This is a genomic window from Thauera aromatica (assembly GCF_023093595.1).
GTDB classification, from domain to species: Bacteria; Pseudomonadota; Gammaproteobacteria; order Burkholderiales; family Rhodocyclaceae; genus Thauera; species Thauera aromatica_A.
In genome coordinates this window covers 1-13,021 of the sequence record NZ_JALLIK010000092.1, presented here as the reverse complement: position 1 = coordinate 13,021, position 13,021 = coordinate 1, and the positions used below count along the sequence as shown (strand labels likewise).

Below are 13,021 nucleotides of genomic sequence, written 5' to 3'. Positions count from 1 at the left end.
GGGAACATCCCGCCGCACCCCCCTCCAGGAATCAGCAAACGTAAGAGCTTTCGGGTGAGAGTCGGCGTGCAGGGGGAATCCCGGCGCCCGGACGCTCGCCCCAGACTGGAGAAACACATGAAAATCCGCGCGCAATTCGCGATGGTGTTCAACCTCGACAAGTGCATTGGTTGCCATACCTGCTCGGTGACCTGCAAGAACGTGTGGACCAACCGCAAGGGCGTCGAATACGCCTGGTTCAACAACGTCGAGTCCAAGCCCGGCATCGGTTACCCGAAGGAATGGGAAAACCAGGAAAAGTGGAAGGGCGGCTGGACCAAGGTCAACGGCAAGCTCGAACTGAAGGCCGGCGGCCGGCTGAGGAAGATCGTGCAGATCTTCGCCAACCCCAACCTGCCGCAGATCGACGACTACTACGAGCCCTTCACCTACGATTACGCCCGCCTGCAGAACGCGCCGCTGTCCGAAGCAGCGCCGACCGCGCGTCCGGTGTCGCAGATTACCGGCGAGAAGATGGACAAGATCACCTGGGGGCCGAACTGGGAAGACGACCTCGCCGGCGAGTTTGCTTCCCGTGCGCGTGACAAGAACTTCTCCAACATGGAGAAGGAAATGTACAAGCAGTTCGAGAATACCTTCCACCTGTACCTGCCGCGGATCTGCAACCACTGCATGAACCCGGCCTGTGTCGCTTCCTGCCCGTCGGGCGCGCTCTACAAGCGCGAGGAAGACGGTATCGTGCTCGCCGACCAGGACCGCTGCCGCGGCTGGCGGATGTGCATTTCGGGCTGCCCGTACAAGAAGGTGTTCTTCAACTGGGAATCGTCCAAGGCCGAGAAGTGCGTGGGCTGCTATCCGCGCGTCGAGAACGGTCTGCCGACGGTGTGCTCGGAGTCCTGCGTCGGCCGCATCCGCTACAACGGCATCATCCTCTATGATGCAGACAAGATCTCGGCCGCTGCCGGCACGGACAAGACCACCGATCTCTACCAGCAGCACCTGAGCATGTTCGTCGATCCCTTCGATCCGAAGGTCATCGAGCAGGCGAAGAAGGACGGGATCAGCGAAGACTGGATCCTCGCCGCGCAGAAGTCGCCCATCTACAAGATGGCCGTGCAGTGGAAGATCGCCTTCCCGCTGCACCCCGAGTACCGCACCCTGCCGATGATCTGGTACGTGCCGCCGCTGTCTCCGGTGCAGTCGCAGATCGACCAGAAAGCGCTGCCGACCGAAGCCGACGGGGTCATCCCGAAAGCCTCGGCGATGCGCCTGCCGGTGCAGTACCTGGCCAACCTGCTGACCGCTGGCGAGGAAAAGCCGATCGTCGATGCGCTCAACCGCATGATCGCGATGCGCTCCTACCAGCGCTCGGTTCACGTCGAAGGCAAGGCCGATACCCGTGCGCTCAGCGCCATCGGCATGACCGAGGACATGGCGAAGGAAATGTATCGCTACCTTGCGATCGCCAACTACGAAGACCGCTTCGTCATCCCGACGTCCAAGGAAGAGATGCGTCTGGACGACTACTACGGTTTCCAGGGCCAGGTCGGCTTCAGCTTCGGCAACGAGTCGTCGGTCGGTATCTCGCCGAACTCGCTGTTCCCCGAGCGCCGCAAGGATACGGTCGAGTCGCGCCTGATGGCTCCCAATGCCACCGAGCACGACGTCACCGGCGAGCACTACTGAGAAAGGAGTTGCAGCGATGCAAACCTACAAACTGCTGGCCGTGCTGCTCGATTACCCGGGCGGCGAGATCATCGACGACCTGCGCAGCGCCGCCGCCGAGAAGGGCGGCGCGCTCGGGCTGGTCGAGTCGATCGATCGCGATCGGCTGTTCTCGGCCGATGAGCACGCGCGCATTGCGGGCTTCATCGATTGGGCTCTGGCCCAGGATCAGACCGAGCTCGAGGGCAGCTACGTCAAGACCTTCGATCTGACCCCCGAGCACAGCCTGCACCTGACCCATCACGTTTTCGGCGACGACAAGAACCGTGGCCCGGCGTTGATCGACCTGTCGGAGTACTACAAGTCGTTCGGTTTGCAGCACGACGAGCACGAAATTCCGGACTATCTGCCGATGATGCTGGAGTTCGTCTCGCAACTCGAGGAAACCGAGGCGCGGGTCTTCCTGACCGATGCCGTCAAGGTCTTCAACGTGCTCGCGTCCAACCTGGAAAAGGCGGAGAGCCCGTACGCCGCGCTCATCCGCGTCATCGAAAACCACAGCTCGCTCGCCAAACTGGCAGCCTGAGGAGAGCAACATGTCTTTGACCAAACTGATTTTCGGGGTCTACCCCTACATCTGTCTGACCGTGTTCGTGATCGGCAGCTGGATCCGTTACGACAATGAGCAATACACCTGGAAGACCGACTCGTCGATGCTGCTGTCGAAGTCGGGCATGCTGGTGGCGAGCAACCTGTTCCACGTCGGTATCCTGATGATCTTCCTCGGCCACTTTGCCGGCCTGGTGCTGCCGCACGGCCTGTGGCTGGCGCTCGGCGTGTCCGACCTGACCCACCAGTGGATCGCGATCTGGGCCGGTCTGGTGTTCGGTACGATGTGCCTGCTCGGCGGCAGCTTCCTGTGGTACCGCCGCATGTACAATCCTCGCATCCGCCTCAACAGCCGTCGTAGCGATGTGTTCGTGATCACCTGGCTGATGATCACCCTGATCCTGGGGCTGAGCACGATTCCGTTCTCGATCGGTCATGCCAACAACGGCGATCCGGCGGTGATGCTGGCGCTGGCCGACTGGGTCAAGAGCGTCCTGCTGCTGAACCCGCAGCCCGAACTGATGGAGCAGGTGGACCCGATCTTCCGCGCCCACATCTTCTTCGGCATGACGGTGTTCCTGGCCTTCCCCTTCACCCGCCTGGTTCACATCCTGACCGCGCCGTTCAACTATCTGGGCCGTGCCTACCAGATCGTCCGGACCAAGCGTCGCATCGAAGCGCGCCAGTCCTGATCTTTCGCGCAGGCAGGGCAGGGCGTGCGGCGGATTTACCGTCGCGCGTCTTGCCTTTCGGGCGGTTTGGCCCTAGCTTGCGCGCATGAATTCGACTCAATCCACTTTGATGTTGCTGCGCGGCTCCGGGCTGTCGGTCAAGATTACGGCGATCCTGCTCGGTTTCTTCCTGGCCGCGCTGACCGCAATCGGGCTGACGCTGTTCATTTCCTGGCACCTGGAAGGCGCCGCCGCGGCGATCAACGACGCGGGCAGTCTGCGCATGCGCATGTACCGGCTCGCCCATCACCTCGCCCGTACCGACGAGCTCGGCCAGATTCCTTCGGCGACGTTTGCCGCCGACCTACGGCAGCGGGCAGACGAGTTCGAAAACGTACTCGCCAATCTGCGCGCAGGCGACCCCAAGCGCCCGCTCTTCCTGCCCCGCGACGACGGTATTCCGGAGGATGTCGAGCGCCTGTATGAGGACTGGCGAACGCGCCTGCGCCCGATCCTCGACGAGGTCGTGAATACGCCGACGCCGGCGATGCTCCATGCACGGGCACTCGAGTTCGACGCCCAGGTCGCGGCCGCGGTAGCCACGATCGACGACATCGTGCTGCGCATGGAACACAGCTACGGCCGCAACACCAACATCCTGCGCGCTTCCCAGGTGGTGCTGGTGGTGTTGGCGGTGATCGGCACGTTCGTCTTGCTGCGGTTTTTCTTCCTGACCGTGATCCGCCCGCTTTACGAACTGCAGGTCGGCGTCAAGCGGATGGAAACGGAAGATTTCGATGCGCGTGTGCCGGTGCTCGCCAATGACGAATTCGGCGAGTTGTCCGCGGGCTTCAACCAGATGGCGGCACACCTCCAGGACCTCTATGCCACGCTCGAAGAGCGCGTGGACGCGAAGACCCGCAGTCTCGAAAGCCGGAATCGCGAGCTCAGGATCCTGTACGACATCGTCGGCTTCCTGCGCGAGCCCAACGACGTCGATTCGTTGTGCCGCGGCTTTCTTGAGCGCGTCCAGAAAACCATGAGGGCCACGGCGGGTTCGGCGCGCCTGCTCGATCTGGAGTCGCGCAACCTGTGCATGATCGTGCACGATGGTCTCGCCGATGATTTCCTCGACCGCGAGGAAGTGCTCGCGTGCGGTGAATGCGTGTGTGGAGAAGTGGTGCAGGGGGGACGTTCGCTGGCGCTCGATGTGCGCGAAGGGAGCCTCGACATGACACGCGACGCGTGCGCTCGCGCCGGGTTCCAGACCGTCTCGGCGACGTCGATCACGGCAAACAAGCGCCCGCTGGGCGTGTTCAACCTGTTTTTCGCGACTCCAACCTCGATCAGTGAGCAGGACTCGCAGCTCCTCGAAACCCTCGGGCAGCAGCTGGGCATCGCGATCGAGAACCAGCGCCTCCATGCGCGCGAGCGCGAACTCGCGGTCTCCGAAGAGCGCAACCTGCTCGCACGCGAACTGCACGACTCGATCGCCCAGGGGCTGGCTTTCCTCAACCTCCAGGTGCAGATGCTCGAGCGCGCGCTGGCCGAAAACAAGGAACAGGACGTCCGCAATACGGTCGACATGCTGCGGCGCGGAATCCAGGAGAGCTACGAGGACGTGCGGGAGCTGCTGGTGCATTTTCGCACCCGCGTCGAGCAGCAGGATCTGGATGCCGCGATCGCCGCGGCGCTGCGCCGGCTCGCCGAGCAGACCGGCGTTGCCACCGATCTCGAGGTCCAGGGCGACGGTGCGCCGCTCGACCCCGAAGCCGAGACCCAAGTCCTGTACATCGTCCAGGAAGCGCTGTCCAACGTGCGCAAGCACGCCAATGCGAGCTCGGTGTCGGTCAGCCTGCGTCGCGGGCGGCACGGGCTGTCGGTGACGGTGCGCGATGACGGGGTTGGTTTCGTCGAAGGGCGGGCGGCCGATGATGGCGGCGAAGCGCACATCGGCCTGCAGATCATGCGCGAGCGCGCGCTGCGGATCGGCGGTCACTTTGCCGTGCGCTCGTCGCCGGGGCGCGGAACCGAGCTGCGCCTGCAGCTGCCCAGGACCAACAACAAGGTAGCAGCATGAAGGCAAGCTCGATTCGTGTCCTTCTGGTCGACGACCACACGCTTTTCCGCAGCGGCATCCGTTCGCTGCTGCAGAGCTATCCGGAATTCGAGGTGGTCGGCGAAGCGGGCGATGGTCGCGAAGGCATCCACCTGGCCGCACAGTTCCGGCCCGATGTCGTATTGCTCGATCTCAACATGCCCGGCCTGTCGGGATGCGAGGCGGCCCGGCTGATCCTCGAGGAGTCCCCCGGGTCGCGGGTGCTGATGCTGACCGTGTCCGAGGATGCGGACGACCTGATCGATACCCTGCGCGTCGGCGCCTGCGGCTATCTGCTGAAGAACATCCAGGCCGAGACACTGGTGTCCGCGATCAATACCGCGGCTCAGGGGGAGTCGGTGGTGTCGCCGCAGATGATGGGCAAACTGCTCAACGGAGTGCGCGGCGCCGCTGCTCAGGAGGCGCGAGGGAGCGCACGGATCGAGCGCGGCGCTGCAGGTGCTGCGCCGGCGGCAGCGGTCGAAGGCGGGGATCTCGACAAGTTGTCGCCGCGCGAGCGCGAGATTCTGCAGTACATCGCCCGCGGCCAGAGCAACAAGGAAATCGCCCGTGCCCTCGATGTGGCGGAAAGCACAGTCAAAATCCATGTCCAGAACATGCTGCGCAAGCTCAATCTGAGCAGTCGGGTGCAGGCTGCCGTCTATGCGGTGGAAAACGGGCTGGTACAGACGCCCGACACCTGACGTCCTCCCGGTAGGCTGCGGTGCGCCACCCCGGCGCAGATGTCTTCAGTGCAGGTGAGTGACCACTTCGTGGAACACGCCTTCGAGCTCCTTCAGCTCCTGGCGGTGACGATCGGCAATGCGGGTCACCAGGGCTTCTCCGGCGGCGGTCAGGTGGACTTCGACGGCGCGGCGATCTTCACGCCCCGGCCGGCGTTCTACCAGACCGAGTTTTTCGCAGCGGGAGATCAGCGACACCACGCCGTGCTGGTGGGCCTGGAGGCGCTCGGCCAATTCTCCGACCTGGGCCCAGTCGCGGCCGGGAAAGCCCTTGATCTGCAGCAGCAGAAGATACTGCAGGTTGGTAATGCCGTGGCGGCGGGTCAGTAGTTCGGAAAAACGCAGGAACTTGCGCAGTTGATAGCGGAAGTCGGCGAGTGTCTCGAATTCTGCTTTTTCGAGTTGGGTTTCCATGATGCCGAAATTTTAATCGCAGGGGGCCGGCTTGCGAAGCTGTCCTTGCATTTACAGGAGTGAAGTCTAACATCAAAGTATGATGTATCTGCCTCGGGCGGTGTCTTGCCGGGTTTCCGCCGGTACATCAAGAGTCGATCGACGCAAGGAGGGGATGGCCATGAACCTGATGCAATTTCCGCAGATGCTGGTTTCGACCCATGCCGGCTGGGATGAAGTCGAGCGTCTCCGGCCGGAGATGGGCACGATGTTCCTGTGCTTGGTGCTGCCGCTGTCCCTGCTGCCGCCGCTGATGATCGTGTATGCATCCACCGGCGTCGGTGCGAGCGTGTTTCCCGATGCCAGCCATGAAAACTGGCTGCTGGCGGCGATGTTTTTCTTTATCGCCGAGCATCTTAGTGTTCCCCTGATGGCCGGCTCGATCCGCCAGGCTTCGATCGCCAAGGGAGCGAGCGGAAATCTGCATGATGCCTACATGGTGGCGTCGATCTCGCCGGTGCCGCTGTGGTTGTCGTCGCTGGCGCTGTTTCTGGACCAGCCCTGGTTGGTGGTGATGTTCGCGCTGCTGGCGCTGGCGGCGTCGGGCGTGCTGATCCATCACGGGGTGCGGCGCCTGCTGCGGGTGCGCGAGGATGTCGATGCCACCGATATGGCGGTGCAGGTGACCAGCCTCGGTGTGCTGGCGTGGCTGCTGCTCGTCGTCGTCGGCGTGCTGCCGCTGTGGCTGCTGTGAGGCTCAGGCCTTGACCCGCATCAGGCGCTGCTTTTCGCGTTCCCAGTCCTTTTTCTTCTCGTCTTCGCGCTTGTCGTGCAGTTTCTTGCCCTTGGCAAGGCCGATCTCCAGCTTGATGCGGCCCTTGACGTAGTGCAGGTCGAGCGGGACCAGGGTGTAGCCCGCCCGTTCGACCTTGCCGATCAGGCGGGCAATTTCCTTTTTGTGCAGCAGCAGCTTGCGGGTTCGCGTCGGATCGTGGCCGACGTGGCTCGATGCCGTGGTGAGCGGCGCGATGTGCATGCCGAACAGGAAGATTTCCTCGCTGCGGATGACGACGTAGGATTCCTTGATGTTCGCACGGCCGGCACGGATGGCCTTGACTTCCCAGCCCTCGAGGACGATGCCGGCCTCGTGCCTTTCCTCGATGAAGTAATCGTGGTGGGCCTTGCGGTTGTCGATGATGCTCATGATGTGGAAATCCTTCGGACCCAGCGCACGCCTCGCGGACGGGTATGCCTGCATGCGGTAGAATCGCGCATTTTAACAGCTCGGATGCGCTCTCGTTCTGCCCGATGCGCGCACCGCTCCGCGATTGTTCCATGGCCGACGTCAAGAAGCTGGTACTGATCGAATTCACTCCCGCGCAGATGTTCGGGCTCGTCGATCGCTGCGAGGACTACCCCTCGTTTCTGCCTTGGTGCGGCGGTGCCGAGGTCCACGTGCGAACCGATACGCTGACCGCGGCCACCATCCACATCAACTACCACGGCATCAAGGCGCATTTCAGCACAGAAAACACCAAGCGTTACCCGACCGAAATGAAGCTGCGCCTCACCGACGGGCCGTTCACCCACCTTGATGGGCACTGGCTATTCACTGCGCTCGGCGATACGGCCTGCAAGATCGAGTTCAGCCTGCACTACCAGTTTTCCAGCAAGCTGCTGGAAAAAGTGCTGGGGCCGGTGTTCAACCACATCGCCAATACCTTCGTCGATTCTTTCGTGAAGCGTGCCGGGCAGGTCTACGGAAGGGGATGAAGATGAGCGCGATGATCCACGTCGAGGTGGTGTATGCGCTGCCGCAGCGCCAGGAACTGGTGCAGGTCCGTGTGCCCGAAGGCGCGACCGTGCGGGATGCGATCGCGGCTTCCGGTCTGCTCGACAAATATTCCGACATCGAGCTGGAGCGGCGGAACAAGCTGGGTATTTTCTCCCGCCTGGTTAGAGCGGATGCGGAAGTGCGCGACCGCGACCGGGTCGAGATCTACCGGCCGCTGATCGCCGACCCCAAGGCGGTGCGCAAGAAGCGGGCGGACGAAGGCAAAGTGATGAAAAAAGGCGGCGGCTCCGCCGAGGGCGAGTGCTGAAGGACATGCCTGGCCTTCGCCATGGGTAGAGTTCGCCCTCCTGCTGCTACAGGCGGGTTCCGCTGCCTTTCCCGTCCTGGCTCTGCGCACCAGCGCGCAAGACAGCGCCGGGAAGCGTGTGCTCGGATCGTCGGCGATCTCCGGATGGGGCCGCTTACATGGTGGTAGGGGGCTCTGTATAATGCGGATTTGGCCGAAAGGAAAAAAGCCATGCGAGTGATTCAGAAGGCGCTGACCTTCGACGACGTCCTTCTCGTTCCTGCCCACTCCACGGTTCTTCCGCGCGATGTCAGCCTGCAGAGCCAGGTTACGCGCCGTATCCGTCTCAACATTCCGCTGGTGTCCGCTGCGATGGACACCGTCACCGAAAGCCGCCTTGCGATCGCGCTAGCGCAGGAAGGAGGCATCGGGGTGGTGCACAAGAACCTGACTCCGGCCGAGCAGGCCGCTGAGGTACACAAGGTCAAGCGCCACGAGTCCGGGATTCTCAAGGATCCGATCACGATCGCCCCGACGATGACGGTCGGCGAGGCGATCGCGCTGCAGCGCCAGCACCGTTTTTCCGGCGTGCCGGTGGTAGCCGGGGGAAAGGTGGTGGGAATCGTGACCAACCGCGACACCCGCTTCGAGACCCGGCTCGACCAGCAGGTGTCGGCGGTCATGACGCCGCAGGACCGCCTGGTCACCGTGCGCGAAGGAGCGAGCCTGGATGAAGCGCGGGAACTGCTGCGCGTGCATCGCCTCGAGCGTGTGCTGGTCCTGAACGATGCCGGAGAGCTGTGCGGGCTGATCACCGTAAAGGACATGATGAAGGCCACCGAGCACCCGCTCGCGGCCAAGGACGAGCAAGGCCGGCTGCGGGTGGCGGCCGCGATCGGCGTTGGCGAAGGCACCGAAGAACGCGCCGAACGCCTCGCTGACGCGGGCGTCGACATGATCGTGGTCGATACCGCGCACGGGCACTCGCAGGGCGTGCTCGACCGCGTGAACTGGGTGAAGAAGCGCTTCCCCCAGATCGAGGTGGTCGGCGGCAACATCGCCACTGCGGATGCCGCGCGCGCGCTCGTCGATGCCGGGGCCGACGGCGTCAAGGTCGGCATCGGCCCGGGTTCGATCTGCACCACGCGCATCGTCGCCGGGGTCGGCGTGCCGCAGATCACCGCGATCGACAACGTGGCCAATGCGCTGGCCGGCACCGGTGTGCCGATGATTGCCGACGGCGGTATCCGCTTCTCGGGCGACATCGCCAAGGCGATCGCGGCCGGGGCTGACGTGGTCATGCTCGGCGGCCTGTTCGCCGGTACTGAAGAGGCACCGGGCGAGACCGTGCTGTTCCAGGGGCGTTCCTACAAGGCCTACCGCGGCATGGGTTCGCTCGGGGCGATGCAGAAAGGGGCGGCCGACCGTTACTTCCAGGACGAGAACACCGGCAACATCGACAAGCTCGTGCCCGAGGGCATCGAGGGCCGGGTCCCCTACAAGGGGCCGGTCACTGCCGTGATCCATCAGCTTATCGGCGGGCTGCGCGCCTCCATGGGCTATCTCGGCAGTGCCGACATCCCGACCCTGCACGCCAAGGCACAGTTCGTCGAAATCAGCTCGGCAGGCATGCGCGAATCCCACGTTCATGACGTGCAGATCACCAAGGAAGCGCCCAACTACCAGATCAGCTGATCGGCGCTGACCGCAACGACGGGCGGCTGTCACAGGCCGCCTTTCCTTTTTTCGACGCTGGAGACCTTTGCGCTCATGGCTCACCAGAAAATCCTCATCCTCGACTTCGGCTCCCAGGTCTCCCAGCTCATCGCCCGCCGGGTGCGCGAGCAGCAGGTGTATTGCGAACTGCATCCCTTCGACGTGTCGGACGAGTTCGTGCGTGGCTTCGGCGCCCAGGGGGTGATCCTGTCCGGCGGGCCGAACTCGGTCTATGAAGCCGAAGATTGGCGCGCCCCGCAGGCGGTGTTCGAACTCGGCGTGCCGGTGCTGGGCATCTGCTACGGCATGCAGACCATGGCCTCGCAGCTCGGCGGCAAGGTCGAAAGCTCGGCCACGCGCGAGTTCGGCTATGCCGAGATGCGCGCCCGCGGCCATTCGAAGCTGTTCGAGGGTATCGAGGATCGGACCAATGCCGAAGGCCACGGACTGCTCGACGTGTGGATGAGCCACGGCGACAAGGTCACCGGGCTGCCGCCTGGCTTCAAGGTGATCGGCAGCAACGAATCCACTCCGATCGCGGCGATGGCCGACGAGGCGCGCCGCTTCTACGGCGTGCAGTTCCACCCCGAGGTCACGCACACGATCAAGGGCAAGGAGATGATCGCGCGCTTCGTGCACGACATCTGCGGCTGCGGTTACGACTGGAACATGCCCGACTACATCGAGGAGGCGGTGGAGAAGATCCGCGAGCAGGTCGGTGACGAAGAGGTGATTCTTGGCCTGTCGGGCGGGGTCGATTCTTCCGTGGCGGCCGCACTGATCCACCGCGCGATCGGCGACCAGCTCACCTGCGTGTTCGTCGATCACGGCCTGCTGCGCCTGAATGAAGGCCGGATGGTCATGGAGATGTTCGCCGGCCGGCTCCACGCCAAGGTGGTCCATGTCGATGCCTCCGGACAGTTCATGGGGCATCTGAAGGGCGTCACCGACCCCGAGCAGAAGCGCAAGATCATCGGCCGCGAGTTCGTCGAGGTCTTCCAGGCCGAGGCCAAGAAGCTCCCGAACGCGAAGTGGCTCGCCCAGGGCACGATCTACCCCGATGTGATCGAGTCCGGCGGCGCCAAGAGCAAGAAGGCGCACACGATCAAGAGCCACCACAACGTCGGCGGTCTGCCCGAGACTCTCGGCCTGAACCTGCTCGAACCGCTGCGCGACCTGTTCAAGGACGAAGTCCGGGAACTCGGCGTGGCGCTCGGCCTGCCGCACGACATGGTCTATCGCCATCCCTTCCCCGGCCCTGGCCTGGGCGTGCGCATCCTCGGCGAAGTGAAGCAGGAATACGCCGATCTGCTGCGCCGCGCCGATGCGATCTTCATCGACGAGTTGCGCGCCGCCGACTGGTACGACAAGACCAGCCAGGCCTTCGCCGTGTTCCTGCCGGTCAAGAGCGTGGGCGTGATGGGCGACGGTCGCACCTACGAATACGTCGTCGCGCTGCGTGCGGTGGAAACCCAGGACTTCATGACCGCGCACTGGGCAGAACTGCCGCACAGCCTGCTGGGTAAGGTCAGCAACCGGATCATCAATGAAGTCCACGGCATCAACCGCGTCGTGTACGACATCTCGGGCAAACCGCCGGCGACGATCGAGTGGGAGTGATTGGGCGTCTGGCATCGGCTGGCACCTAGTAGCACTAGAACACACCTAAGCCCGCGTCACTGCGGGCTTTTTTGTGATTTCGTCTGGCACTGTCTGGCAATCTTCGGTATCGCCAAGCACTGATTTTTCATGGCATGATGAATGGCATTGAATGCTTCGATGCCATGAGGTTCCATCGATACCATGTAGCTATCTTTCTGGTTGTCATGGTATCAATATGATGTAATGCAATGATTTTATTGTGTTTTTTCTCAAAGATGGGGCTGCTTTTAGATCATGGTATTTGAGCCGAACCAGGGCTAGAACCATGCTGACCGATACCAAGCTGCGCAACCTCAAGCCGAGGGATAAGCTCTACAAGGAAAACGATCGCGATGGCCTCTATGTGGCCGTCACGCCCGCCGGGGCGATCTCATTCCGCTACAACTACTCAATCCACGGCCGGCAGGAGACCATCACTTTCGGCCGCTACGGTGTTGGGGGCATCAGCCTGGCGGAAGCCCGCGAGCGGCTGGGCGAGGCCAAGAAGATGATCGCGGCCGGGAAGTCGCCAGCCAAGGAGAAGGCGCGGGACAAGGCCCGTGTCAAGGACGCGGAGACGTTCGGGGCTTGGGCGGAAAAGTGGCTGCGCGGCTACCAGATGGCCGATTCCACCCGCGACATGCGCCGCTCAGTCTACGAGCGCGAGCTGAAGCCGAAATTCGGCAATCAGAAGCTGGTGGAGATTACCCACGAGGACTTGCGCGCGCTGACCGATGCCATCGTGGAGCGAGGCGCACCGGCAACCGCGGTGCATGCCCGTGAAGTGGTGTTGCAGGTCTATCGGTGGGCCATCGAGCGCGGCCAGAAGGTTGAGAACCCGGCAGAGCTGGTGCGCCCGACGAGCATTGCCAAGTTCGAGCCGCGCGACCGTGCGCTGACCCCGGACGAAATCGGCTTGATGTACCAGTACATGGAACGCATCGGCACGACGCCATCCATCCGGGCGGCGGCCAAGCTGTTGTTGCTGACGATGGTGCGCAAGAGCGAGCTGACCAATGCGACCTGGAGCGAGATCAATTTCAGTGATGCGCTTTGGACGATCCCGAAGGAGCGGATGAAGCGACGCAATCCGCACCTGGTGTTCCTGTCCCGGCAGGCGCTGGACATCTTCATTGCCCTGAAAACGTTCGCGGGTGGATCGGACTACGTGCTGCCATCGCGGTATGACTCGGACTTACCCATGAGCAGCGCCACGCTCAACCAGGTGCTGACGCTGACGTATCGGCTGGCGCAGAAGGAAGGGAAGTCACTCGCCAAGTTCGGCCCACATGACTGTAAGCGCTCCACGAACCCCATCCTTCCTGGGCTCGCTACGCTGTGATCAACTGCTCAGCCTTGAGATTCCAGGGCAGGAGAGCCTCGAAGTGTTCGACGGTGGTGGCG

At 63.1% G+C, this 13,021-nt stretch carries 13 protein-coding genes; 11 read left to right on the top strand and 2 right to left on the bottom strand.

All coding sequences use genetic code 11. The annotated features are described in order from the left end of the window. Window positions 1-117: 117 nt before the first annotated feature. The 5 genes from narH (at window position 118) to MXC99_RS06180 (ending at window position 5,747) form a co-directional block, all read left to right on the top strand. A complete protein-coding gene (gene narH, locus MXC99_RS06200; protein ID WP_107220860.1) occupies window positions 118-1,686 on the top strand; it encodes a nitrate reductase subunit beta in 1,569 nt (522 codons plus the stop codon). A gap of 16 nt (window positions 1,687-1,702) precedes the next feature. Next, window positions 1,703-2,251 (top strand): nitrate reductase molybdenum cofactor assembly chaperone, encoded by a 549-nt coding sequence (gene narJ / locus MXC99_RS06195; RefSeq protein WP_247724620.1) that lies wholly within the window; start codon window positions 1,703-1,705, stop codon window positions 2,249-2,251. A 10-nt stretch (window positions 2,252-2,261) separates the two neighbouring features. Beyond that, window positions 2,262-2,966 (top strand): respiratory nitrate reductase subunit gamma, encoded by a 705-nt coding sequence (gene narI / locus MXC99_RS06190; RefSeq protein ID WP_247724619.1) that lies wholly within the window; start codon window positions 2,262-2,264, stop codon window positions 2,964-2,966. 85 nt (window positions 2,967-3,051) lie between these two features. Continuing rightward, window positions 3,052-5,025 carry a type IV pili methyl-accepting chemotaxis transducer N-terminal domain-containing protein gene (locus MXC99_RS06185; RefSeq protein WP_247724618.1) on the top strand — a complete coding sequence of 658 codons (1,974 nt, stop codon included), beginning with the start codon at window positions 3,052-3,054 and terminating at the stop codon, window positions 5,023-5,025. Next, a complete protein-coding gene (locus MXC99_RS06180; RefSeq protein ID WP_247724617.1) occupies window positions 5,022-5,747 on the top strand; it encodes a response regulator in 726 nt (241 codons plus the stop codon). Before MXC99_RS06185 ends, MXC99_RS06180 begins: the two co-directional genes overlap by 4 nt. A gap of 45 nt (window positions 5,748-5,792) precedes the next feature. Here MXC99_RS06180 and MXC99_RS06175 read toward each other — a convergent pair whose 3' ends face one another. Next, window positions 5,793-6,200 (bottom strand): MarR family winged helix-turn-helix transcriptional regulator, encoded by a 408-nt coding sequence (locus MXC99_RS06175; protein WP_247724616.1) that lies wholly within the window; start codon window positions 6,198-6,200, stop codon window positions 5,793-5,795. A 154-nt stretch (window positions 6,201-6,354) separates the two neighbouring features. Between MXC99_RS06175 and MXC99_RS06170 the strand changes: the two genes are divergently transcribed. Continuing rightward, window positions 6,355-6,933 (top strand): YIP1 family protein, encoded by a 579-nt coding sequence (locus MXC99_RS06170; RefSeq protein ID WP_247724615.1) that lies wholly within the window; start codon window positions 6,355-6,357, stop codon window positions 6,931-6,933. A gap of 3 nt (window positions 6,934-6,936) precedes the next feature. On the opposite strand, the gene smpB is transcribed toward MXC99_RS06170, so the two are convergent. Continuing rightward, the gene (gene smpB / locus MXC99_RS06165; protein WP_107220866.1) at window positions 6,937-7,383 is read right to left on the bottom strand and encodes an SsrA-binding protein SmpB; all 447 of its coding nucleotides are present in this window, start codon (window positions 7,381-7,383) and stop codon (window positions 6,937-6,939) included. 131 nt (window positions 7,384-7,514) lie between these two features. Between smpB and MXC99_RS06160 the strand changes: the two genes are divergently transcribed. From MXC99_RS06160 to MXC99_RS06140, 5 genes are all read left to right on the top strand, one after another. Then, window positions 7,515-7,952, top strand: coding sequence for a type II toxin-antitoxin system RatA family toxin (locus tag MXC99_RS06160; protein WP_247724614.1), 438 nt, complete (start codon window positions 7,515-7,517; stop codon window positions 7,950-7,952). A 2-nt stretch (window positions 7,953-7,954) separates the two neighbouring features. After that, complete coding sequence (locus tag MXC99_RS06155; RefSeq protein WP_247724613.1) at window positions 7,955-8,281, top strand: RnfH family protein; 327 nt, start codon at window positions 7,955-7,957, stop codon at window positions 8,279-8,281. A gap of 210 nt (window positions 8,282-8,491) precedes the next feature. After that, window positions 8,492-9,955: an IMP dehydrogenase gene (gene guaB / locus MXC99_RS06150; protein WP_247724612.1), complete on the top strand. Its 1,464-nt coding sequence runs from the start codon at window positions 8,492-8,494 to the stop codon at window positions 9,953-9,955. A 75-nt stretch (window positions 9,956-10,030) separates the two neighbouring features. Continuing rightward, complete coding sequence (guaA, locus tag MXC99_RS06145; protein ID WP_247724611.1) at window positions 10,031-11,596, top strand: glutamine-hydrolyzing GMP synthase; 1,566 nt, start codon at window positions 10,031-10,033, stop codon at window positions 11,594-11,596. A gap of 307 nt (window positions 11,597-11,903) precedes the next feature. Next, window positions 11,904-12,959, top strand: coding sequence for a tyrosine-type recombinase/integrase (locus tag MXC99_RS06140; protein WP_432654235.1), 1,056 nt, complete (start codon window positions 11,904-11,906; stop codon window positions 12,957-12,959). Window positions 12,960-13,021: the final 62 nt, after the last annotated feature.